Origin of the sequence: Morganella sp. HSTU-ASny43 (genome assembly GCF_022819185.1) — a bacterium.
GTDB lineage: Bacteria > Pseudomonadota > Gammaproteobacteria > Enterobacterales > Enterobacteriaceae > Morganella > Morganella morganii.
In genome coordinates this window covers 118,879-143,650 of the sequence record NZ_WSPG01000003.1, presented here as the reverse complement: position 1 = coordinate 143,650, position 24,772 = coordinate 118,879, and the positions used below count along the sequence as shown (strand labels likewise).

At 52.4% G+C, this 24,772-nt stretch carries 13 protein-coding genes; 4 read left to right on the top strand and 9 right to left on the bottom strand.

Annotation, left to right across the window (positions count from 1 at the left end; all coding sequences use genetic code 11):
* Nucleotides 1-174: 174 nt before the first annotated feature.
* The 5 genes from GN208_RS02855 to cueR all read right to left on the bottom strand — a co-directional run bounded on the left by GN208_RS02855 (nucleotide 175) and on the right by cueR (nucleotide 7,826).
* Nucleotides 175-402: a type II toxin-antitoxin system YafQ family toxin gene (locus GN208_RS02855; protein ID WP_004237651.1), complete on the bottom strand. Its 228-nt coding sequence runs from the start codon at nucleotides 400-402 to the stop codon at nucleotides 175-177.
* Complete coding sequence (locus GN208_RS02850; protein WP_015422945.1) at nucleotides 386-658, bottom strand: type II toxin-antitoxin system RelB/DinJ family antitoxin; 273 nt, start codon at nucleotides 656-658, stop codon at nucleotides 386-388. Before GN208_RS02850 ends, GN208_RS02855 begins: the two co-directional genes overlap by 17 nt.
* 208 nt (nucleotides 659-866) lie before the next feature.
* Nucleotides 867-5,501 (bottom strand): hemagglutinin repeat-containing protein, encoded by a 4,635-nt coding sequence (locus GN208_RS02845; protein WP_004237649.1) that lies wholly within the window; start codon nucleotides 5,499-5,501, stop codon nucleotides 867-869.
* Nucleotides 5,502-5,537: 36 nt separating this feature from the next.
* Nucleotides 5,538-7,226, bottom strand: coding sequence for a ShlB/FhaC/HecB family hemolysin secretion/activation protein (locus GN208_RS02840; protein ID WP_004237648.1), 1,689 nt, complete (start codon nucleotides 7,224-7,226; stop codon nucleotides 5,538-5,540).
* A 183-nt stretch (nucleotides 7,227-7,409) separates the two neighbouring features.
* Nucleotides 7,410-7,826, bottom strand: coding sequence for a Cu(I)-responsive transcriptional regulator (cueR, locus tag GN208_RS02835; RefSeq protein ID WP_004237647.1), 417 nt, complete (start codon nucleotides 7,824-7,826; stop codon nucleotides 7,410-7,412).
* A 141-nt stretch (nucleotides 7,827-7,967) separates the two neighbouring features.
* Between cueR and copA the strand changes: the two genes are divergently transcribed.
* The 3 genes from copA to ybaK all read left to right on the top strand — a co-directional run bounded on the left by copA (nucleotide 7,968) and on the right by ybaK (nucleotide 12,182).
* Nucleotides 7,968-10,706 (top strand): copper-exporting P-type ATPase CopA, encoded by a 2,739-nt coding sequence (gene copA / locus GN208_RS02830; protein ID WP_004237646.1) that lies wholly within the window; start codon nucleotides 7,968-7,970, stop codon nucleotides 10,704-10,706.
* A gap of 135 nt (nucleotides 10,707-10,841) precedes the next feature.
* Nucleotides 10,842-11,651: a TraB/GumN family protein gene (locus tag GN208_RS02825; protein ID WP_004237644.1), complete on the top strand. Its 810-nt coding sequence runs from the start codon at nucleotides 10,842-10,844 to the stop codon at nucleotides 11,649-11,651.
* A 51-nt stretch (nucleotides 11,652-11,702) separates the two neighbouring features.
* Complete coding sequence (gene ybaK, locus GN208_RS02820; protein ID WP_004237643.1) at nucleotides 11,703-12,182, top strand: Cys-tRNA(Pro)/Cys-tRNA(Cys) deacylase YbaK; 480 nt, start codon at nucleotides 11,703-11,705, stop codon at nucleotides 12,180-12,182.
* Nucleotides 12,183-12,245: 63 nt separating this feature from the next.
* On the opposite strand, the gene GN208_RS02815 is transcribed toward ybaK, so the two are convergent.
* From GN208_RS02815 to ushA, 3 genes are all read right to left on the bottom strand, one after another.
* A complete protein-coding gene (locus GN208_RS02815; RefSeq protein WP_243828290.1) occupies nucleotides 12,246-15,107 on the bottom strand; it encodes an RHS repeat domain-containing protein in 2,862 nt (953 codons plus the stop codon).
* A 430-nt stretch (nucleotides 15,108-15,537) separates the two neighbouring features.
* Nucleotides 15,538-18,417 carry an RHS repeat domain-containing protein gene (locus GN208_RS02810; RefSeq protein ID WP_061057523.1) on the bottom strand — a complete coding sequence of 960 codons (2,880 nt, stop codon included), beginning with the start codon at nucleotides 18,415-18,417 and terminating at the stop codon, nucleotides 15,538-15,540.
* 261 nt (nucleotides 18,418-18,678) lie between these two features.
* Complete coding sequence (gene ushA, locus GN208_RS02805) at nucleotides 18,679-20,346, bottom strand: bifunctional UDP-sugar hydrolase/5'-nucleotidase UshA (protein WP_036412848.1); 1,668 nt, start codon at nucleotides 20,344-20,346, stop codon at nucleotides 18,679-18,681.
* Between the two features lie 606 nt (nucleotides 20,347-20,952).
* Here ushA and ybaL point away from each other — a divergent pair.
* Nucleotides 20,953-22,758 carry a YbaL family putative K(+) efflux transporter gene (gene ybaL / locus GN208_RS02800; RefSeq protein ID WP_004236490.1) on the top strand — a complete coding sequence of 602 codons (1,806 nt, stop codon included), beginning with the start codon at nucleotides 20,953-20,955 and terminating at the stop codon, nucleotides 22,756-22,758.
* 640 nt (nucleotides 22,759-23,398) lie between these two features.
* On the opposite strand, the gene GN208_RS02795 is transcribed toward ybaL, so the two are convergent.
* Nucleotides 23,399-24,709: an inosine/guanosine kinase gene (locus GN208_RS02795; RefSeq protein ID WP_004236489.1), complete on the bottom strand. Its 1,311-nt coding sequence runs from the start codon at nucleotides 24,707-24,709 to the stop codon at nucleotides 23,399-23,401.
* Nucleotides 24,710-24,772: the final 63 nt, after the last annotated feature.

The window sequence follows — 24,772 nt, the reverse complement described above, 5'->3', positions numbered from 1 at the left end:
AATTTGCGATTTAATCACGGATAAGTGTTTTGGTTAAAATTACGGATTATTTTTTCAGCGGGGAATTGATCGGAAACAAAAAAGAGAAACAGAGGTAATCTATTTTGCCTGAGGTAAAAATTAAAAAATTTTACTGTGAGATCCGAGGCGAGCCAATTTCAGACAGCGATCACCTTATTTTTTATAAATCAAAATCAAATCAGGATAGAGGTGGCAATCACGAAATGTACGCCAATTTCCTTTAAGCGGATGATCAGCGTATTTTTCAGGTATAGGGAGATCATTTACCAATATATTCAGGATGTTCTGTAGACTGTCATTTAACATCATACGGTAAATACCCTTAACTTCCCGTTTATAATCTTTTTTAAACTGAGATGAACGTTCAATCGTCCTTGCCATCCTGCAGATCCGCCATTAAATCTGAAATACTGTCAAATTTTTTGCCTTTCCCGCACTCCAACTCTTCTATTGCGGCCCGGGTACGTGCAGCATGACGATATTGTGTACTTTTCACACAAAATGGCATCGCTTTCTGTTCAACAATCTGAATCATCAACATTCTTATCGCGTCACTCACTGTTAAGCCCATCGATTCAAGCGTTTCAATCGCTTCTGCTTTCAGCTTCGGATCAATTTTTGCTCTGACATATTCCACTTTAGAGATAACCAGCCCTCAAAGCAGGTGAATAAACAGACGATAGTGTAGTCATACCGTAGTCGTTCCACAATCAGATTAAGTACAGCCGAACTGATAACCCTGATCATAACCACAGTTATATAAACAATTTTTAAACCACGCCGGATTGTCATATTAAAAAACGGCTCCGCAGGGAGCCGTTTTATCTTACTGAATAAACTAATAATTACTTCACTTTACTGTTCACACTGCTGTGATCATTAGTGACAGAAATACCGACCGGGGATTTTCCGTTTACAATTCCGTCCTTAACCGCGCTGACAGCCTGTCCGGCATTGAGCGGGAGTTCGCCGTGAATGCGGGTGCCGGTCTCTTTGACCGCCACAGAGCGCATTTCGGTGTTCCCGCCATCCGGCAGACCGTCCAGCACCGCGCCGGTCAGGATAGTGCTGCCGCCGGTACGCAGTTTGCCCTGTTCACGGGCGGTCAGACCGGATTGCTGTCCCACCTGTTCTGCGGAACGGGTTTCGAAGGACGCTTTAACATTGCCGTTCATCCCGGACGGGGATGTCAGGCCGGATTTCACCTTGTCCGCCACCGTACCAGCACCGGCTCCGGCATTTTCCCGTACAGAATCTGCCGCTTTATCCAGTCCGTTTTCCAGACCCGCTTTGATGTCATCTGCAAACTTCGGTGTACCGGCATTGGCCAGTTTTGAGGTGGTACTGCTGCCCTCATCATTGGTATGTGCCGCCGACAGATCCGCGTCAACTTTCAGAACAGATTCGGTGTTAGTCCGGCTTTCCACGATCAAATCACCGCCGACACGCCCGCTGATGGTATCCGCCGTCAGTTTTCCGCCCCGGATCTGCGTATCATTGCGGCTGTTCAGCGTGAGATTTCCGCTGTCAGCAAGGGCATTTTTCTGCGTTACCGTCTGCTGATTATCGATCCCGCCCTTCAGACCGGCACTGATATTATGCCGCGAACCGGTTTCCGGATTTTCTGTACTGCGCGAGGTGCCGATATTCAGGTTTCCGCCCGCATTCCAGTTGGCTTTGTCCGTGGTTTTCTGTGCCGATTCAATCACAATACCGCCGTCACGGGCGGTCAGCGCGGTATTTTGTGCATCAATCTGCGTACCTTTCAGATGCAGCGCATCATCCCGCATACCGTCCGCAGAAACAGAAACAGTACCGCCGCTGCGCAGGCTGCCGCCGCGCTGGTCAGTCACGTTTTCAGACTGTTTGCTGATACTGAAATCCGCACCGCCGCCGGGTTTGCTGCCGATCTCTGTTTTACCGCCATTAGCCTGAACACCACCGTGCCACTGATGGCCGGAGATGGTATTCGTGCTCTCCGCGCTGTCAAGCAGGGTGTTGTGTCCGCCTTTCACCGTCACATCCCCGCCACTGCTGACATTAGTACCGTTAGCGGTCAGGTCGTTTCCGGCCTGTAATACCACGCCGGTTTTGCCCTCAATCACGCCGGTTTTCGCCGTTGTGCCGCTTTCGTTGTACACCTCACGTCCGCCGCTGAGACCGCCACCGGCATTTTTCAGGTTGAGCGATTCCACATTTACCTTCGCCCCGGCATCATAGCCGCTGACGGTTTTGCTGTGGGTATCACCCGCCTGATCCAGCGTCAGATTATCACCGGCACGGACAGAAACGAGCCCTTCCTCACTGCGCAGTGTATCGCCCTGCAATGCCGCATCACGCCCCGCCTGCACAGAGATATCCCCTTTCGCTGACAGCGAACCGGTCACCGCTTTACTGCTGCTCTCAGTTGCCAGACGATGACCGCCGCTGCCTTCCGCGCTGATCGCAACATCCTGTCCGGTGGATGTTGCCACACGCAGACTTCCTTTGCCCTCAGTCACAGATTCCGACTGATGATGTGTATCCGCTGCCGCCGCAGACTGATAATCGCCGGTGCTGATCGCAATACCGCCGTTATCCGCCCGGTACTGTGTTCCTTCATCAAGAACACGATCCGTGGTGTTCACGGCAACCGATCCTGCATTAACAGAGGTGGTTTTTGCCTGTGTGTTTTCACTGATGGTCTGCCGGTTTTCCCCTTTACCGCTCAGGTCAACGCCGATATCCGGCAGTCCGGTGGCAGCGGTGCTGTCCGCCACCCCGGCAATATTGCCTTCCGCAATATTTTCACCGGCTTTGGCCAGCGGACGGGAGACTTTGCTGTAATCCAGCGAAACACCAAGGCTGCCTTCGCCGCCTTTACGGGTTTCCGTGGTGCGATCACTGTTGTGAGCCGCCCGGTGCGCCGAGTTTTGCGCAGTTTCCGTATAAGCGCCGCCCACCGTGTGTGATGCGCCTTCCTGCGAGAGCGTTTTACCGGCGGTCAGGGTGAGGTTACCCTGTACCTGTGTGCCGGAGGTGACCGCCTGATGCTGCTCCTGTGTCTTACCGGTTTCAGTATGACCGCCGCTCAGACCGCCGCCGAGTTTATCCATGCCGCCGGTCAGATAAATACCGCCGTGTGATTCCCCTTTCTGCTGTGTCCGGGTTTCACGGTTATCCGCTGCGTTCAGGGTGATATTTTCAGCGGAAAGCGCCGCATCCCCCTGCGTGGTGGTCAGAGAAGAGCCGGTAAGGGTGAGATCATTTCCGGCGGTGACAGAGACACTGCCGCCTTTGAGTTCACTGCCCTGCTGCGTGACAGAATCCTGCTTTTGCGTGTCGCGGGTATGGTTGATATCCAGACCGGCGCGGTACTGTTTGTCCTCATCCTCTTTGGCATAGCCGCTGATTTTGAGTGTGGTTTCTGTTTTGTCAGACTGTTTTTGTGCCTGTGCCGCACGGACATTGATATCACCAAGGGTATCAATTTTCAGTGTGCCCGCACTTTCAATCAGGCTTCCGGCGATGGTGATATCATTTTTCCCGGCCAGCCGCAGGTCAGCTTCTGATTTCAGCTCGCTGCGCTCAACGCGGGTATCTTCACTGTTTTCACGGAGGGTACTGCGGGTGATGTTAAACGCGCCGCCATCACGGTTATCAATGTGTTTCGCCGTCCGGCTGATGCCGTTTTCAATCACCAGCGCGCCCTGTCCGGTCTGCACCAGACTGTCCTGTGTGCCTTTTACCTTGCTGCCGGTAACAGTGACGCCGTTACCGCCGGAAAGCCAGAGCTTACCGCCTGCGGTAATGTCAGAGCCGTGCGCCGTCTCTTCCGTGGTGGCCCGGTTTTCACGGGAGCCGCCGCCGATACCGCCCCAGGAGGTGATATTCTCCGTATGCCCCTGATGCTGTGTCGTCGTTTGCGTACCGATGGTGAGATTATTACCGGTGTTGATGATCAGATCCTGTCCGGCGTGTACCTGTACCGCCTGAGCCCGGATGTCATGACCGGCATTCAGTCCCAGATTGCCGCCTGCGGTCAGTTCCGTTTTCACCAGTTGCTCTTTTGACGTGACATCGCCGTGTGTGCCGCTGAGCAGTTTTGCCGTCTCATTGCGTTTATTGCCGGACACCGTCTGAGTGCGGGAGTCAGTCATGCTCTCCAGCCGGATATCCCCTTTGGCATCCGCACTGAGATGCGATCCGGCCGCCAGTGTTGCCCCTTTCAGGGTAATATCACCGGTTTTGGCTGCCAGACGGATATCACCGTCAGCACGGAGGTTGCTGGTTTCCTGCCGGATGCTTTCATCTTTGCGGGTTTCATTATTTTCCCACGACATCTTCCACTGATTTGTGGTACGGGTGTCTGACTGTGCAACCTGGTCGCTGTCGAGCGTGATGGAGCCGGCATGAACGGCGATCTCCAGCCCGTGCAGATCAGTGCCGGTCAGCCGGGCTTCCTGCTGCGCCACCAGTGTGATGTTTTTGCCGTCCAGTGAGGTGCGGCTGTAGCGCTCCTGCCTGGTTTCGCCGGTGACGGATTGCCCGCTGCGTTTGTCTTCTGTCCGCTGATGTTCGTTGCGCAGCTGTCCTTCGGTACGCAGCGTATCACCGCTCAGGCGGATATCCCCGCCGGTGACCTGTGCGCCGGTGAGTGTCAGAGCGCCCTGAGACTGAGCATCGAAACCATTCACAGCATCAATATTACCGGCCAGTTTCACACCGCTGCCCTGTGCGGTATTCACCAGACGGATTTTACCGGCACGCATGCCGCCCAGATAATAGCTGTCCAGCGGAACCGCATTTTTCCCGGCGGAAATAGTCTGCATATCAGCGGAAACGGTATTGTTCCCGGTGATCACATTCAGTGCCGCCGCGCGGATCTCCCCGTCGGCATTAATCGCAGGCGCAACCAGATCCAGCACTTTACCGGTCGTGATCCCGTTATTTCCGATCGTCAGTGAACTGGTGTTATCCAGCGTACTGTATGCACTGATCATTCCGTTCTCAATCAGCGGATTACCCACGATCAGCCCGGCATTATTGGTGTTGATAAAACCACAGCCCTGACAGCTGATCCCGTTCGGGTTGGCGAGAATCAGATCCGCCGCCATGCCGAACACTTCCTGCTGACCCAGCAGCAGAGAGGGGTTACGGCTGACCACTTCATTGAGGATCACCCCGGCGGCCTGCCCGTTCAGGTTTTTGTTGGCCTCCAGCATACCCGCCAGCTGCGACTGACCGGAGGTCATGCTGTTATTAAAGACCGCGCCCCGGTTATCCACATTAAAATCAAGATACTGGTTATGAGACAACCCGTTACTGTTCGGTGCTGTAATATTGACAATATCCGTTCCGTTTACCTGAGAAACTCCGGGGCCGTCCGGGCCGCCGTCCGCCACAATCCCTGCGGCGGCGCTGTTCAGCGTGACGAAGGCCAGCGCCATCCACGCGGCCACCTTACCTGACGAAGATAGTTTAAAGCGTTCTTTTTTCATTGTATTTCCTTACCATCCAACGACTGACGGAGCAGATCAGAACTGATATCCCAGGCGCAGGGAAAACAGGGTGTCCTGTGCGGGCAGTGCCGCCACAGAGGTCCGGGCGCGGCTGATTTGCGCATCCAGCTGTGCGCCGCCGTAACTGACATTAACCCCTGCGGCGATACCCGCGGCAGACTGCCATCCCGCCTGCCCGGTCTGAGCCATAACCCGTCCGTAGTCCGCACCGGCACGGGGTGTTACCGTGATCCCCTGCCGGACAAAACGGCGGGAAAGGGTGTTTTGCCAGTACCATCCCTTATCCGCCGATAACGAGCCGTCGTGAAACCCTCTGATCGCACTGTTATCCGACAGTGTCAGCCACTCCCCCCCGGGGAGGTGATCCTGTGTGTACTGACCGGCCAGATGACTGCTGAACAGATACGCGTCTTCCGACAGCGAAAACTGCTGAATATAACTGAGTGAGAATTTGCCTTTGGTGTATTGCGGATCCGAGCCCGGCATGGTGTTCCGGGTAGCTGCCCCGAACAGTGTGGTGCCCTTCTCCGCTGATAAAGAGGTGCTGATAACACCGCCCGGTACCAGAATCAGCCCGGTGTAACCGGCTTCGGCGATACTCAGGGACGGGCTGCTGACGCCAATCAGTGTGTCATTGAGGTAGTTGCGGCTGCGTTTGTAAGTCATCTGCGCCATCAGGGAATCAATCCGTGAGCGGTTACGGAAGATGACATAATCCGCCCGCAGTGCGGCCTGAGCGCTGTCCCCGCTAAGAATGACGTGGTTATAGCGCAGCGCCTGAGTGATGCGGTAACGGGAAAGACTGCCGTAAGTGCTGATCGTCAGTGCGCCGTAAGGTACGGAGTAAAACAGCATGCCAGAGCGGCTGTAACGCGCCGCCGGATTATCGGTTGTGGCAGAGCCGCTCAGGCTGACAAAATCAGATAATCCTGCCGGGCTGTCTGCGGTGACTGCGGCGCGGATAACATTGCGTCCGGTACTTTTCTGCCCGTAATTATCTGCACTGATAGAAAACCCGGCCGGAGTGCCGCGCTGATTAACCAGCCGGATCACCGATCCTCCCGGTGCGCTGCCGGGTAGAATATCCATAGTGACATGGTTGGATTTCAGGCGGTTTGCCTGATCCAGCCCCTGCTCCAGTTCGGTGATTTTCAGCGGTTTGCCGGTCAGAGCGGGAAACAGCAGAGCGGTATTAACACCGCGATCCGTGCTGTCGATCCGCTCCACGGTTCCTTCCGTCACGCCGATCCCCAGCTCGTGATAATCGTTGACCGGCAGAAAGCGGATCCGGGCGGTGATATAGCCTTTATCCAGATACCGCTCCATCAGTTCTGCCACCAGCACATTAATGTCACGGCTGCGGATACAGTCTGCGGGCAATGGCGAAAGTGAGCGTAGGTCGTCCTGAGATAACAGTGTGATACCGGAGAGATACACGCCGCTGACCGGCAGACAGTGTTCATTCTCTGCCGCACGCAGTAACGGCTCTGTGGGGGTGATCGTTGTCTGCGGCTTGCTCAGTTGCCGGTAAGTCTGCTGTTCCAGCAGATCACTGACCTGCTGTCCGGCATCCTGCATCGCCCGGCGCGAGGCATCAGCGCCCGGATTTTCCGCAGCAGCAGGGAAAGGTGCGGCATATAATGTCGGGCAAAAAAACAGCCCTGATAATAATATGCGGCGTAATAATGTCAGCAGTTTGGTCAATTCGTCTTACTTATCCTTTACGCCGGTTACCGCCGCAGCGGACAGAAATGCCGGTTTTCTCCGGTATAACGCCGGATGAAAAAGAGCCGTGCTTTTATCTGTTATCGGCAGAAATAAGAAAAACTTAACTGACAGGATGTAAGACGGCGTCTGCCCGGCGGGCAGACGCACAAAACAGACGGATTATTTATGGCAGGCAGGTTTGCTGTGGCGGCATCCGGAGAGATGATCGATGATCGGACACTCTGCGCTGTCATCCCCGGGACAGGAATCAGCCAGTGCCAGCAGGCGGTCACGGATAGCCGTGAGCTCCGTAATGGTTTTCTCAATCTGCTTCACTTTGCCCAGTGTCGCCGATTTCACATCCGCCGCGTGGCGGTTCGGATTACGGAACAGCGATAACAGCTCGCGGCACTCATCCAGCGTGAACCCGACCTCTTTTGCCTGGCGCAGCAGAGTCAGTTCATCCACATGCCGTTCACTGAAATACCGGTATCCGTTCTCACCCCGTTCCGGTGGCGTGATCAAAGATTTATCTTCGTAAAAACGGATTGCTTTTGGTGTTAAACCCGTTTTTTGTGCAATATCGCTGATATTCATAACTTCTCCTTGACCTTACCCTTGAGGGAAGGTTTACCATCATCGTAAATCAAAATTCCCGTTCCCCCGAACAGAATTTTTTCTCTTGCGCCGTGTGCTGATATGCGGCGTGATGATGCGAAACATGTAAGGAAAAAAAGTATGGCTAATACCACTATTCTCGCGTTACAGGGGCTGTCCTGCGGACATTGCACCGGCAGTGTGAAAAAAGCTCTCGACGCCCGCCCGGATGTTGAATCTGCGGTGGTCACCCTTGATTTCGCCAAAGTGACCGGCGATGCGGATGCGCAATCCCTCATCAAAACTATCGAAGAAGCAGGTTATGAAGCTCAGATTGCAGACAAACCCGGTACAATTTTACAGCTTTCCGGGCTGAATTGTATGAAATGTGCAGCGAAAACGCAAAGTGCATTAGAAGCGGTTGACGGTGTTGCGGCCGCGGTCGTTGATACCAAAGAGGCAAAAGTATACGGCAGCGCTGATGCGCAGACCTTAATCAGCGCGGTGGAAGCCGCCGGTTTTCAGGCAGCAGTGGCGGGAGAAAACGCCTCCCCAAAATCTGAACCGCTGACGCCGTCTCAGACTGAGGCGGCGGCAGCGGAGCACTGCGACATTCCGGCCACTCCGGACAATATCCCTGCCATGCCGGTGATTGAGGAGGATGACGACAGTCTCTCCTTCCTGCTCGACGGCATGACCTGTGCAAGCTGTGTCAGCAAAGTACACAAAGCGCTGCTCAGTGTGGACGGTGTGGAAAATGCCCGCGTTAACCTCGCGGAGCGCAGTGCACTGGTCACCGGCCACGCCTCTGCAGAGGCGCTGATCGCCGCGGTGGAGAAAGCCGGTTACGGCGCGGAACTGATTCAGGATGATGCCAAACGCCGTGAGCGCCAGCAGGAAGTCGCGGTTGCCAATATGAAGCGGTTCCGCTGGCAGTCTGCTCTGGCACTGGCGGTCGGTATCCCGGTGATGATCTGGGGAATGATCGGCGACAATATGATGCTGACCCCGGCGAACAACGGGATCTGGCTGACCATCGGGATCGTCACCCTGGCGGTGATGATTCTGGCGGGCGGGCATTTCTACCGCAGCGCCTGGCAATCCCTGAAAAACGGCAGTGCAACGATGGATACCCTGGTGGCTCTCGGCACCGGTGCCGCGTGGCTCTATTCCATCACGGTAAACCTCTGGCCGGACGTGTTCCCGCCGCAGGCGCGTCACCTCTATTACGAGGCCAGCGCCATGATTATCGGTCTGATAAACCTGGGTCATATGCTGGAGCAGCGTGCCCGCCAGCGTTCGTCAAAAGCACTGGAGCGCCTGCTGGATCTGACTCCGCCGACCGCCCGTGTGGTAACACCGGAAGGTGAGAAAGATGTACCGCTGGCAGATGTGCAGCCGGGGATGATCCTGCGTCTGACCACCGGTGACCGCGTACCGGTCGATGGTGAGATCACCGAAGGCGAAGTGTGGATGGATGAGGCGATGCTGACCGGGGAGCCAATCCCGCAGCAGAAAACCACCGGTGATACCGTTTCTGCCGGAACCACCGTGCAGGATGGCACCGTGCTGTTCCGTGCCGCCGCTGTCGGCAGCAAAACCACGCTGGCACGCATCATTAAACTGGTGCGTCAGGCTCAGAGCAGTAAACCGGAAATCGGTCAGCTGGCAGATAAAATCTCAGCCGTCTTTGTGCCGGTTGTGGTGGTTATCGCCCTGATCGCCGGTGCTGTCTGGTACTTCTTCGGCCCTGCGCCGCAGATAACCTATGCACTGGTGATTATTACCACGGTACTGATTATCGCCTGTCCGTGTGCACTGGGACTGGCAACGCCGATGTCGATTATTTCCGGGGTCGGACGCGCCGCTGAGTTTGGTGTGCTGGTACGGGATGCGGATGCTTTACAGCAGGCAAGCACTCTCGACACCATTGTTTTCGACAAAACCGGGACCCTGACAGAAGGCATGCCGCAGGTAACGGAAATCCATACCTTTAATGGTTTCAGTGACGATGATGTCCTGCGTCTCGCGGCGGCGCTGGAAAGCGGTTCTAATCATCCGCTGGCCCGCGCTATCACTGAACGTGCGAAAGCGCTGACACTGCCGTCTGTTACTCAGTTCCGTACCCTGGCGGGGATGGGGATCAGCGGGGAGTCTGAAGGCCGGACACTCCTGCTGGGTAACCATGCGCTGATGCAGGCACAGAATATCAGCACTGCCGGGGAAGCGGATGCGCTGGTACAATCCCAGGCCGGTAAAGGTGTGACTCCGGTGATGCTGGCAGTTGACGGCAACATCGCGGCGATTCTTTCTGTCCGTGATCCGCTGCGTGAGGACAGTGTCAGTGCGCTGGCGCGTCTGCACAAACAGGGTTACCGTCTGGTGATGCTGACCGGGGACAACGAAGTAACCGCCCGGGCTATCGCCAAAGAAGCCGGGATTGATGAAGTAATCGCCGGTGTACTGCCGGACGGCAAAGCCGCTGCCATTGAAAAATTACAGCAGGCCGGACGCCGTGTCGCCATGGTCGGTGACGGTATCAATGACGCACCTGCGCTGGCACGGGCAGATGTGGGGATCGCGATGGGCGGCGGCAGTGATATTGCCATCGAAACGGCAGCAATCACTCTGATGCGCCACAGCCTGCACGGCGTGGCCGATGCGGTGGCTATCTCGAAAGGGACACTGCGTAATATGAAACAGAACCTGCTGGGTGCCTTTATTTATAACACCCTCGGGATCCCGATCGCCGCCGGGGTGCTGTTCCCGTTCACCGGCACTCTGCTGAATCCGGTAGTGGCAGGGGCAGCCATGGCGCTGTCATCCATTACCGTGGTCAGTAACGCCAACCGGTTGTTACGTTTTAAACCGAAAGATTAATCTCTGACCTGATAAGGGAGCGAATAATTCGCTCCCTTATTTTTTTCCTGTTAATTAACCGGATATTACTTATCAGGGTTGAAAAAAGCCCGCGCTTGCAGTCAACTAAGGTATCGTTTCACGACAGGAGTCGTCATGAAAACACTGTTCCGCCGGCTGAAAGATTACCTTATCCCGCCTGATCCGCAGGGTGGCTGCACCTGGCCTTCGGTTGAACTCACATTGCCCGGGGATATCTCACTGCATCTGGTAGGCAGTATTCATATGGGATCGGAAGCCATGTACCCGCTGCCCGGCCCGCTGCTGGAAAGAATCAATCGTGCTGATGGCCTGATTGTGGAAGCGGATATCACCCGTCCGGCACCGCCGTTCCCGGGACAGGACCCTGAATTCCCCCGTCTGCCGGTAAGTGAGCGCTTACCGGAGCACCTGAGAGATGACTACCGCCGCTATTGTGAGGAACAGCGTCAGCCGGTACAGACGCTGGATACCCTGCCCGCCTGGCAGGTGGCGCTGATCCTGCAGTCCGCCCAGGCACAAAGCCTGGGGCTGCGTCCGCATTACGGCATTGATTATCAGATGCTCAATGCCGCTCACGGACAGAATATCCCCGTTTTTGAGCTGGAAGGCACACAGGCACAGTTACAGATGCTGCTGGATTTCCCGGACGAAGGGCTGAGCCTGCTGGAAGATACCCTGGCCTACTGGCATGACAATGCCCGCGCACTTCAGATTATGCTCGGCTGGTGGCTGGATTACCGGCCGGAAAAACTCGCGCAGCCGCTGCCCGCCACCTTCAGCGAGCAGACGTATCAGCATCTGATGATAAGCCGCAACGACGCCTGGAAAACCAGGCTGATACAGCTGCCGCCCGGCAATTATGTGGTAGCGGTCGGCGCACTGCATCTTTACGGCGACCATAATCTGCCGTCCATTTTGTGTTAAACTGGCAGGCCTTGTGACACTGCCGTCTGAATTATCTGCAAGGAAAGACCTATGACACCGGCTGTAAAACTTCTGGAAAAAAACCGGATTTCATTCACCCTCCATCCGTATGAACATGATCCGAATGATCATAATTTCGGTGATGAAGCGGTCCGCAAACTCAATCTCGATGCCCGTCAGGTATACAAAACCCTGCTGGTGGCGCTTAACGGTGATAATAAACATCTCGCCGTGGCAGTCACCCCGGTATCAGAACAGCTTGATTTAAAAGCGGTAGCCAAAGCCCTTGGTGTGAAGAAAGCGGAAATGGCTGACCCGGTGAATGCACAGAAAGTCACCGGCTATCTGGTGGGCGGGATCAGCCCGCTGGGACAGAAAAAACGTCTGCCGACCCTGATTGATGAGGGCGCACAGGAATTTGCCACTATTTTTGTTTCCGGCGGCAAACGCGGCCTGGATATCGAACTGGCACCGCAGGATCTGGCAAAAGTGCTGGACGGGAAATTTGCCCCGGTGGCGAAACGGGACTGATACACAGAAAAAAGCACTTCCCGGGGGAAGTGCTTTTTAGCTTATTATTACAACAATCTTTCATCAATGCATTAAAGGAACAGAACCAGTACCAACAACACTGCGTTCCCTGCTATGGCGGATTTCGAGCTTAAGCCCCTGTTGTTTTCTTACTATTCCGGATGTTTTTTCACCCATAGAAACAATACCCGGTGCATTTTTCAGGCGCTGGTATTTAATTTGCCATGAGTCTCCTTCATATTTCATAAATGCTGATCCCTGGATATTTTCCAGAACTGCTCCGCTGTAGTTTTCATGATATCCGTAGTCGCGATATTCCATTGCTCCAATCATTCCATGCCCATGCTCAGACGCATGTAATCTGTTATACTCGGCATCTTCTTTACCTCCCTGAACATGTCGTACCCTGATAGTCGTATCATCCAGTTTATCAGCAACAAACGAGCACCCGCTGAACCCCGGCGTGAATACCAACTGAGGCTGACCATTTTCAGGATGGGCAGGAATATCCGCATATCCTCCTTGCGGAACCCAATATGCTAATGTTGTTCCTTTCCCTCTCTGGAAAGCCGATGTTTCGGTATCAATAATCCGTAATGCATTGATACCGTTATTTCCGGCCGGTATATGAACAGCATTAAATTCCATTATTCCGCCTTTAACGGCAGAAAGAGAACTTCGCGTCGAACTGTCCATTTTTACCTTCGCCGGGTTAATCAGGTCAGTAAGCAGAGGTGTTTGCTGTAATGTACTGTCAGCTAATACATCATCCAGCCTGACGGGTTCTCCTTTAAATAATTCAGTAACCGTGTTCGCTGCCGGAGGTATCAACTTAGCGCCCCGAATTTCCCTGTCACTGCCTGTACTGATGCCCGGTTGATAAAGAGATGTTCCGGGAATTTGTGTGCGCGGATAAGCAACAAGCCCCTGTTCATCAGAAAATGACACCGGATTATTCCTCACCATTGAATACAGATTCAGTCCGTCAACAGTTCCCGCAGGATCTGAACTCAGCCAGCGCCCTGCCCACGGCTGATAATAGCGGTAGCCGTAGTAATACAGCCCGGTCGCATCCCGCTCTTTACCGGAATAACGATGGGTTTTGTAGTCAATGCCACTGTCCGTACCGGCCACCAGCACAGCTGTGCCGCCGAACGGATAATATTCCTCCTGACTCAGCAGGTTACCGTCGCCGTCCGTTTCCAGGCCGCTGCTGCCGATCAGATTGTCATAACTGAACCGCTGGTGATCTTTTTTGCCGTCCGGCCAGTGCAGCAGCCGCACCTGTGCCCGCCCGGCGACACCGGCGCAGATCACCTGATAGTTTTCTTTTCCGCGGTACAGCTCCAGCCCCGGCAGATAGATGACCTGCTGTGTCTGTGTTCTGCTACCGGTTTCCTGCACGGTGGTTTTCAGGATACGCTGGCTGCCCGCATCATAACGGTAGCTTTCGCGGTCACCGGCGGCACCGTTACGCACCACCGGCGTAACCTGTTGCAGCTCGCCGCGCGCAGTCCATGACAGGGTTTGTCCCGGCTGTAACTGTGTCTGCTGTCCGCCCGGGGTGAACAGGGCCTCCGCTTTCTCCGGCGTGTCCGCCAGGGTTTTCAGTACCGCGCGGTTGCTGCGCTGACTGACCGTGATATCCGTGGTGTGGTTATTGCCGGTCTTCGGTGCTGAATGACGGATTTGTGTCATATTCCCGGCACGATCATAGATATAGTTGCGGGTGTAATTGGCGTAACTGGCTTTATCAAACGGGGAAATATCCGGCAGGGAACTGCGTTGCTGTCCGGCACTGGCCATCTCGCGCCCGGTGGCGCTGACCAGCTGATACAGGGTGTCGTAAGTGTATCGGTTTTCCGGCACCACTTTCTGATTATGCCAGAATCGCGTCTCCTCGGCGCTATTGGTCACACACAGCACATTGCCGACCGGATCGTATTCATAACGCAGATCCTGAAATATTTTTTTCCGTGCCGGATGTTCGGTTTTGACAGCAATCAGGCGCTGGGTCTGCGGTTCATAAGTGTAAGTGGTCACTACACCGTTACCGTGCTCCTCACACAGCTTCTGCCCGGCAGCGGAATACGTCACAGATTTGATAATGATTTTCTCCGTACCGCCTTTCACCGTCACCCGGCTGGTGCGCAGTAATCCGGCGATATCATAAGTCACTTTTTGCTGATGACCCGCCGCATCCGTGGTGTTCAGCACCGCACCGGTCGCATCTGCAATGGTTTGTGTGGTGTATTTTTCAGCAGATAATAATGTTTGCGGATTGCTTTCCGGCCAGCTAACCGGCTTATCCGCATCTTTCAGCAACTGACGGGTTATGGATAACGGCACGCCGGTCAGCGCAATGCTGTCCGTCTGCATCAGCCCGGCCGGATCATAATGGTGTGTACAGATACCCGCGAGGTTTTTTGCTTTCTCCGCCTCACTGTTGCCTGCATACATAAAACGTTCAGTTACCTGAGCGTTCTGCCCGGCGGTCTGTTCAGTGATACTCAGCAGACGCCCGGCTGAATCCGCACCTTCATACCGGAAAGTCTGAGTCACGGCCTTGCTGCAGTTATCCTGCCCCTTATCCGTGCAGATCTGACTGATGCTGATCATCAGTCGCCCTGCCGCATCATTCAGTGTCAGCGATATTCCTGCATCCGCGCTTTCCGTACACAGCACCTGTCCGGAGAGTGAGGTGACATAGCGGAAATTGCTCAGCCCGGATGCCTGCATACGCGGATCAGCACTCTTCTCTAAAAATCCTCGTTTATCAAACTGATGGTAGGTAATGCGCTCATCGGTTTTCTCCGGGGTATCCGGATGGCGGTGATACACAATATCGCGTACGACCTGCCCCCGGTTGCTCAGTACCGTCACCGACGGTGTTTTTTTATGTAACGTGTTTTCTGTTTTGCTCATTAATAGTGTCCTTATTAAGGGAATAGATATCCGCACAAATCTGATATTTATCCAAGCGGATACCTGTTTATTTTAGGAAAAATAATCAAAACAGACAGAGTGAATCGTGGGAAATGCTGATAACCATACGGATTAATAAAAATATTTATATAAAACAATTAATTAAATTATACAAAAAACATTAATGCCCAGTGAAATTAATAAGCCTTGTGAATGAAAATAATATTCAGTCTGAAAAGAGACAATCAGCTATATCAACTGAGTTTCAATGGTTTTCCGGCAGAAATTATGCGTCTGTGAATCGGGCTGCCATGGTCATCGCAGGATCTGGCGAAAGTGCCGGACGGGAAGTTTGCATCAGCGACGAAACCGGACTGATATACAGAAAAAAGCACTTCCGGAGGAAGTGCTTTGATAAAAATACAATAAATTATGATTTCGGTAACATTTTTGCGTTAATAATATACCGGTGTGCAGTACCAAACCGTTCCGCATTATTCATATAAGATTGTCCTTCCGGAATATAACTCAGTGATGTAACCTTCATTTTGTTATAGATAGGGAAAGTCACCTCACCTTCTGATGCATACAATCCTTCAGAAACACCGGCATGCCCTTCTTCCAGTTCAAAATGCCACATAATTGATTTATTCGATACATATCCCATTCCCGGATCTTTTGCTGTAGACATAATCAGCTGAGACCGAATATCCGAATCCATAACTTTAGTCACAGCCTCCGCACTGTTGCCGGTTTCCTTAATAAAATCGGCAAGCCATGGATAACTTCCTGTAATAACCGGCGTATCACCACGAAATGTTTCACTGACATTTGCTTTATTATACCCGGACCATTCCGCATCAATTTTTCCCATAACAGACTGAACCTCAATGGCTTTCTCATGATTGATATCTCTGGCGGCGGGTTTCATATTACGGCCGGTATCTCTCCATGCACTGACAAATTTATCCATATCATCAATTTCACTGTAATGGCCGATATTCAGTTTCTGCAAAGTGATACTGAAAGATGAATAGTACGGGTATTCTCCGCCTTGTTGTTTATACAGTGCAGGGTCTTCCTTGATAGTCCATTTCTTTTTTGCTCCTGTTGGTTTTGAGCCCATCATTGGCGGCGGTGGCGGATTTCCTCCTGCCATCGTTGGCGGTGGCGGAGGTAATTGTGCTCCGCCCGGCATTGGGGGCGGAGGCAACGGAGCTCCGCTCATCACGGGAGGTGGCGGCGGTAAAGGTGTTCCTCCGGAGACCGGAAGCGGAGGTGCCGGCGGCATATTATTAACAGGTTTTAACCCGTCATCATCTCTTAACGTCACAGGATTATTCCTCACCATCCGGAACAGATTCAGCCCGTCAACGGTTCCCGCCGGATCTGAACTCAGCCAGCGCCCTGCCCACGGCTGATAATAGCGGTAGCCGTAGTAATACAGCCCGGTCGCATCCCGCTCTTTGCCGGAATAACGGTGGGTTTTGTAGTCAATGCCGCTGTCCGCACCGGCCACCAGCACGGACGTGCCGCCGAACGGATAATATTCTTCCTGACTCAGCAGGTTACCGTCGCCATCCGTTTCCAGGCCGCTGCTGCCGATCAGATTGTCGTAGCTGAACCGCTGGTGATCTTTCTTACCGTCCTGCCAGTGCAGCAGCCGTACCTGTGCCCGCCCGGCAACACCGGCGCAGATCACCTGATAGTTTTCTTTTCCGCGGTACAGCTCCAGCCCCGGCAGATAGATCACCTGCTGTGTCTGTGTACTGTTGCCGGTTTTCTGCACGGCGGTTTTCAGAATACGCTGGCTGCCCGCATCATAACGGTAGCTTTCACGGTCACCGGCGGCACCGTTACGCACCACCGGCATAACCTGTTGCAGTTCGCCGCGCACAGTCCATGACAGAGTCTGTCCCGGCTGGAGCTGTGTCTGTTGTCCGCCCGGGGTGAACAGGGCTTCCGCTTTCTCCGGTGTGTCCGCCAGGGTTTTCAGTACCGCCCGGTTGCTGCGCTGACTGACCGTGATATCCGTGGTGTAGTTATTATTGGTCGCAGGTGCTGTATGGCGGATCTGTGTCATATTCCCGGCACGATCATAGACATAGTTACGGGTGTAATTGGTGTAACTGGCTTTATCAAACGGGGAAATATCAGGGAGGGAACCGCTTTGCTGCCCGGCATTAGCCATCTCGCGCCCGGTGGCACTGACCAGCTGATACAGCGTGTCATAGGTGTATTTATTTTCCGGCACCACTTTCTGATTATGCCAGAAGCGCGTCTCCTCGGCGTCATTCGTCACACACAGCACATTGCCGACCGGATCGTATTCATAACGCAGATCCTGAAATATTTTTTTCCGTGCCGGATGTTCGGTTTTGACAGCAATCAGGCGCTGGGTCTGCGGTTCATAAGTGTAAGTGGTCACTACACCGTTACCGTGCTCCTCACACAGCTTCTGCCCGGCAGCGGAATACGTCACAGACTTGATAATGATTTTCTCCGCCCCGCCTTTCACCGTCACCCGGCTGGTACTCAGTAATCCGGCGATATCATAAGTTACTTTTTGCTGATGACCCGCCGCATCCGTGGTATTCAGCACCGCACCGGTCGCATCTGCAATGGTTTGTGTGGTGTATTTTTCAGCTGACAGCAAACTCTCCGGATTGTTTTCCGGCCAGTTAACCGGGTTATCCGCATCTCTCAGCAACTGACGGGTCACTGACAGCGGCACTTTGGTCAGCGCAATACTCTCCGTCTGCATCAGTCCGGCCGGATCATAATGGTGTGTACAGACCCCCGCGAGGTTTTTGGCTTTCTCCGCCTCACTGTTGCCTGCATACACAAAGCGCTCGGTTACCTGAGCATTCTGCCCGGCGGTCTGTTCCGTGATACTCAGCGGACGCCCGGCTGAATCCGCACCTTCATACCGGAAAGTCTGAGTCACGGCCCGGCTGCGGTCATCCTGCCCGTTATCCGTACGGATCTGACTGATGCTGGTCGCCGGTCGCCCTGCCGCATCATTTAGTGTCAGCGATGTTCCCGCATCCGCGCTTTCCGTACGCAGCACCTGTCCGGAGAGTGAGGTGATATAGCGGAAATTGCTCAGCCCGGACGCCTGCATACGCGGATCAGCACTCTGCTGCAAAAAACCGCGCGCATCAAACTGATGGCGGGTAATGCGTTCATCAGTTTTATCCGGGGTATCCGGATGGCGGTGATACCCAATATTGCGTACAGCCTGCCTCCGGTTGCTCAGTACCGTCACCGACGGTGTTTTTTTATGTAAGGTGTTTTCTGTTTTGTTCATTAATAGTGTCCTTTTGAGAGGAGGGATATCTGTCCGGTTCTGAGATCTTCGTCACGGACAGGCACTTATTCTAAAAATAATGAACAAATCAGGAAGAGCCAATCGTAGCAAAACACGCTTTATTTTAAATTTTCACAATAAAAACAATTCATTAAAAAACAATTAATTGTATACATAAAATATAATAATTAACTTATTTCATAACTCTCACGAATAAAAAACCGGAGTTCACCCCCGGTTTTTTATGACAGTCATAATCAATTATTTGTTTTTATAAATAATTTCGCCCTTCGGCTCATAATCTGCCGCTTTCAGCGGTGAATGAGCTTCAATATACCCTTTCAGTACTTCCGCATCGACAAAGCCGGTATTGACATAGCCCGGGTGAGAATCAATTTCCGGATAACCATCCCCGCCGATCGCATTGAAATTCAGTGTCGCCATGCGGTAGGTTTTTGCCGGATCCAGCGGTTTGCCGTCAATCGTCACATCACTCACAGAGCCGTCTTTATTCAGTGTCAGACCGACATTGTAAAACTGTGCGTAAGCACCTGAATCCGTTTTCATATTTGCCACGGCGGTCAGATACGGCAGCACTTCGCTGCCTTTGAAATCGACATACACCAGTTCGTTGGCAAACGGCTGCACTTTCAGCACATTTTTATAGGTAATATCGCCCGGTTCGATGGAGTCACGCACACCACCGCCGCTCATAATAGCGAAATCGGCATTTGCGCGCTCTTTCTGTGCGGCCAGCAGAAGATGCCCCATACTGGTCTGTTCAAAACGGACTTTGCTGCGATCACCTTCCAGTTTGCTGTCAACCGAGCCGACTTTGATATTCAGCTGCTCATTGCCTTTTTCCTGGTACGGTGTCAGCAGTTTAAGCATGTCCGGGCTTTCGGTGATTTCACTGGTGTAATACACCCGCTCTGATGTGCCATCCTCTTTGGTGACTTTTTTCTTCAGATTCACCGGGATAAGCTGATAGTGTTTCAGCGTGAATTCGCCGTTGCGGAACTGAAAGTCCGCACGTCCGACATATTTACCCCATTCATGTGCCTGTACAATCCAGGTACCGTTCTGGTTGTCCGGTGCACACGGGGTGCCCGGTACGTAATCTGCAATTTTGTAATTCTTGTTTTCCGGCTGCATACAGACAGGATCCTGCGAGTGACCGCCGACAATCATATCCAGATAACCGGCCGGCAGGCTGCGCGCCATTTCCACATCTCCGGGAGCGTTGGAGCCGTGATTGCTGTCATCGTAGTGCCCCATGTGGGTGGCAGCGATAATGATGTCCGGTTTTTCCGTTTCGCGCAGGGCTTCAACCACTTTTTTGGCTTCTTCAGCCGGGACACGGAATTCAGTGTCCGGGAAGTTCCCCGGATTACCGATTTTCGCTGTGTCATCCGTTGTCAGGCCGATTACCGCAATTTTTACCCCCTGCTTATCAAACATGGCATACGGCTTAAACAGGCGTTCACCGGTGCTTTTCTTATAGATATTGGCGGACAGGAACGGGAATGTGGCCCATTTTTCCTGAGTACGCAGCGTTTCCAGCGGATTATCAAACTCGTGGTTGCCCAACGCCATCGCATCATAACCGACCAGATTCATCCCTTTGAAATCCGGCTCGGCATTCTGTAAATCGGATTCCGGCACGCCGGTATTGATATCCCCGCCGGAGAGCAGCAGCAGTGAGCCGCCCTTCTCTTCCACTTCCTTACGGATACCGTCCACCAGGGTCTTCTGGGCGGATAAGCCGTATTCGCCGTGATCGTTCTGCCAGAAATGGCCGTGGTGGTCATTGGTGTGCAAAATAGTGATGTCGTAGGTTTTATCTTTTTCCCAGGCATTCGCCAGCGCCGGAAAAAGCATTGCGGATACCGCCAGCGCACAGGCTGTGGTTTTCAGTGTAAATGTCATGGTCATTCCCTGTGTGTCTGAATGATGATACCGGCACAGAAACAACTCTCTCCGGCGTTCTGCTGAAAGTATGATGAAAATTCACAAATTTTTACACCGGTTATGATAAACACGGCAAGAAAGTGCGATCTGACTCAATGTTTTGTCATTTAGCGGATCCGCACAAATACGATAACGCATCCTTAAAAAATCGTTAAATATCAATATACAACAGAGAAAAATGCCTGTTTATCTGCTGCATAGAAATGTAGTTATTTTATACCACGGGAATATTACCGTACCGTAACCGGCATAAATATCACGATTAAACCTGTATTTTTCAGCTGATTTTTATAAATACATCTGCATCGATATCAAAAACAGACCAAATGAACTTAATAACCTGTTAATTAACAATAATATTGAAGATTAAAGTAAATAAATAACGGTACGAACGGGGATCACAAAGAGCAGAATACGCTGAAAATAGTCAAAGCTGAATGGTATCTGCTGTTAAGTCCTGTTTTTTACATAATTAGTTATATTTTTAACGCGATTTATGTCACGAAAACATGTATTATATTTATAGCTAACCCACATCCGTTCACACCACTAATCAAAAGGAGAATGAAAAAAGTGCATTCAACGCCTCTTATCACAACTATTGTTGGCGGTCTCGTTCTCGCTTATTTACTCGGTATGTTAGCGCAGCGGTTAAAGATTTCCCCGTTAGTGGGTTATCTGGCGGCGGGTGTGTTAGCAGGCCCTTTTACCCCGGGATTCGTTGCCGATACATCACTGGCACCGGAACTGGCGGAAATCGGGGTTATTCTGCTGATGTTCGGGGTCGGGCTCCATTTTTCACTGAAAGATCTGCTGGCGGTTAAAAATATCGCCATTCCGGGTGCTATCTGTCAGATAGCCGTCGCAACTATTTTAGGTCTCGGCCTTTCCAGTCTGTTCGGCTGGGGATTATTTGCCGGGATCGTATTTGGTCTGAGCTTATCCACCGCGAGTACCGTGGTGCTGCTGCGCGCCCTGGAAGAGAGGCAGCTGATAGAAAGCCAGCGCGGTCAGATAGCCATCGGCTGGCTGATTGTTGAAGACCTCGCCATGGTGTTAACCCTGGTGCTGTTACCGGCTGCCGCTTCTATCATTAATAACCCGGAGGCCAGTGCCAGCACATCAGATCTGCTGATAAGCCTGAGCATTACTATCGGTAAGGTCGTGGCATTCATCCTGATTATGATTTTTATCGGGCGCCGCGTGATTCCGTGGTTACTCGCCAGAACAGCCGCTACCGGCTCCCGCGAGCTGTTTACCCTGGCAGTGCTGGTGCTGGCGCTGGGTATTGCTTATGCCGCTGTCGCGCTGTTTGATGCCTCGTTTGCCCTCGGCGCGTTCTTTGCCGGTATGGTGCTCAATGAGTCAGAACTGAGCCACCGCGCCGCACAGGATACCCTACCGCTGCGTGACGCCTTCGCGGTACTGTTCTTTGTCTCTGTCGGAATGCTGTTTGACCCGATGGTGCTGATTAACCATCCGCTGGGTGTGCTCGGTGTGCTGGCGATTATTATCATCGGTAAATCCGCCGCCGCCCTGCTGCTGGTGAGGATGTTCGGGCATAACCGGCGGACAGCCCTGACAGTCGCCGTCAGTCTCGCGCAAATCGGGGAATTCGCCTTTATCCTCGCGGGAATGGGGGTTACGCTGGAAGTCCTCAACCGCCAGGCTAATGACCTGATCCTGGCCGGTGCGATTGTCTCTATCATGCTCAACCCGGTGCTGTTCACGCTGCTGGACCGCTATCTGGAAAAAACCGAAACACCGGAAGAGCAACAGGAAGAAGAAACGCTGGAAGAAATCACCCAGGTGCCGGTCAATATCTGCGGACATACTATTATTGTCGGTTATGGCCGCGTCGGTGCGATGCTGGCGGATAAACTGCATAATAAAGGGTATCCGGTTGTGGTGGTGGAAGATACCCGCGCCCGCTTTGAAGAGCTTGCCGAACGCGGCTTCCCTTCCGTGATGGGGAATGCGGTGGCACAGGATGTGCTGGAGCTTGCCCGTGCCGATTGCGCCAGTGCGCTGCTGCTGACCATTCCGAACGGCTATGAGGCCGGAGAGATTGTCGCCAAAGCCCGTGCCATGAACGCGCATATGACGATTATTGTCCGTGCACATTATGATGACGAGCGCACCTATATTATGGAGCGCGGCGCAAACCGTGTGGTGATTGGTGAGTTTGAAATTGCCCGTGCGATGAGCACACTGCTGGTGGAAAACCAGACTGATCATGAGTTCGGCTGCCCGGTTAACATCAATCCGGCAGCGGAAACAGAGACGGAAGGCCGCTCACTGCATGATATGCTGCGCAAACCTGAAACAGATAGCGCCCCGGAGAACCAGAATCCGCATCCGTCGGCATAATTTGTTTTAACCTGCTGAAATAACAAGCCCGGATTTTCCGGGCTTGTTATTTATGCCCGGCTAATAATTTCATATTATTTAATCCTTTTTACAGAGTCTGATACCCATAGTGAGATCAGATTAATAACACCTCCTGTAATGATCGCGATAGCATAATTAATATCTGTAAAAAATGAAAAATTGAAATACATTTCTTTTAATATACTCAATTTTAAAAGAGGAAATACAGTGACAAATAATATTGATATAAATATGGATATAATGACTCTATTTTTTGTTTTAGTATTACCCCCCTGAAACAGATGACATTTACAAAACTCAGTAATACTACAATAAAATACTGGCCGGCGTCAGGCATCACACCTCCTCTGGAGAAAAAGACACTCATCCGGATGATATGGATTTATCAGAATACATGATCATAACAGATATTATGATCTTTTATTTACGGGATTCAGATTATTTTTACATCACGCTGGACATCATTATAAGATGAATTATTTTCCATTTAAGTTAATTTTAATATCACACCTTATAATTATGTTCGATAACATATAAATATTAATTCTGTCTGACATTTATATTGTTATTTCTGATAAAAAAACGCCGGATAATTCCGGCATTTTTTTCAGTTATTTTATCAGCGTTCCCAGTATGACTCTTCCAGGCTGTCTTCCCGGTCCGGTAACCCTTTGGTCAGACGCGGTGAGTGCTGAATCAGCACCTGATAGCTGACACGGTTGGCATATTTGCAGACCTGCGCCAGTGAAGAGTATGTCAGATAACGGCGCTGATGCTTACTGGAGTTCGGGATATTCATCCGGTGATAGCTGTTGGCCGTAATATCATGCAGTAATGCGGATAATGCCCCGTCGCCGGCACCGTTGGTATTCATTATCTTATCCGGGCCGCCCATATAAGGTTCGATATGGGAATAGACCCGTGCCGCATCCTGACAATCTTTCTGACGCATTGCGCGGCTGAATTCATAACGGTTAAACTCCGCCAGCGCGCCCGGTAACAGCGGGTGGGTGGTTTCGCGCATAAATTCTTTTTCTGAATAACCGGCCATATATAACCCGGCAGGACCTGCGGTACACAGCACCAGATCCACCCAGTCCAGGGCTTTATCTGACGCCAGCAGCGGGTCGGCAACGCCGGTCAGTGCCAGCGCTTCTTCTTCATTCATCGCCAGCACAGAGACATTTTCCGCAAGGAAATCACGCCACCACTGCGGATCTTCCGCAATCACATGTTTGGTACCCAGAGTCAGAACCACCGGAACATCATGTTTCCGGGCATATTCGATAGCTTTCATGGTGGCATCCGGCATCGGTTCGCCCGGTTTGCAGCGCACCAGATAAGCCGTCAGCACCAGCGCGGAGGCTTCAGCAATTATCGCTTCCGGAATGCTTTCCGGGCGCAGCTGATTCATCAGCCCGGGGCTGATAGCAAATGTCCGCTCACCGTTTTCACTGATCAGGGTAAAACAGCGGCCAATCGGTCCGTCGACACCCTGTAAATAGTTGAGATCCATACGGCTGGAGGTGTTGCACAGATAATAATAGGCATAGCTGCCAATCTGAATATTATTGCACATGGTGCCCAGCAGCACAGAACGGTCGTCCGCCAGAACAGAATAATTGTGAAGGGTATTACCGATAGTACCACCGGCAAATTCATGGGTGATCAGCGAACGCTCAATCAGCTCACGGTACAGCTCTTCAGCCACATCATCCTCAATCACCAGCGAATGGCCGCGGCTGAGCTGATAACGGCGGATAAAATCATCATCCACATTGGCTTCGATATCCACCAGCGTCTGATCAATACCAACGATATACGCGCGGGTATTTTCATCATCTTTCATCAGCTGGACAGGCTGTAATAACGGGTCACGCAGGCTGACCGGGAAATAGTGTTTGGATTTGCGTCTGCCGGGGAATTTCATAAAGGTTCATGGCCGGAAAAAAAGATGGCGTATTTTATCATAACGCGGGGAAGAATGTGAGCG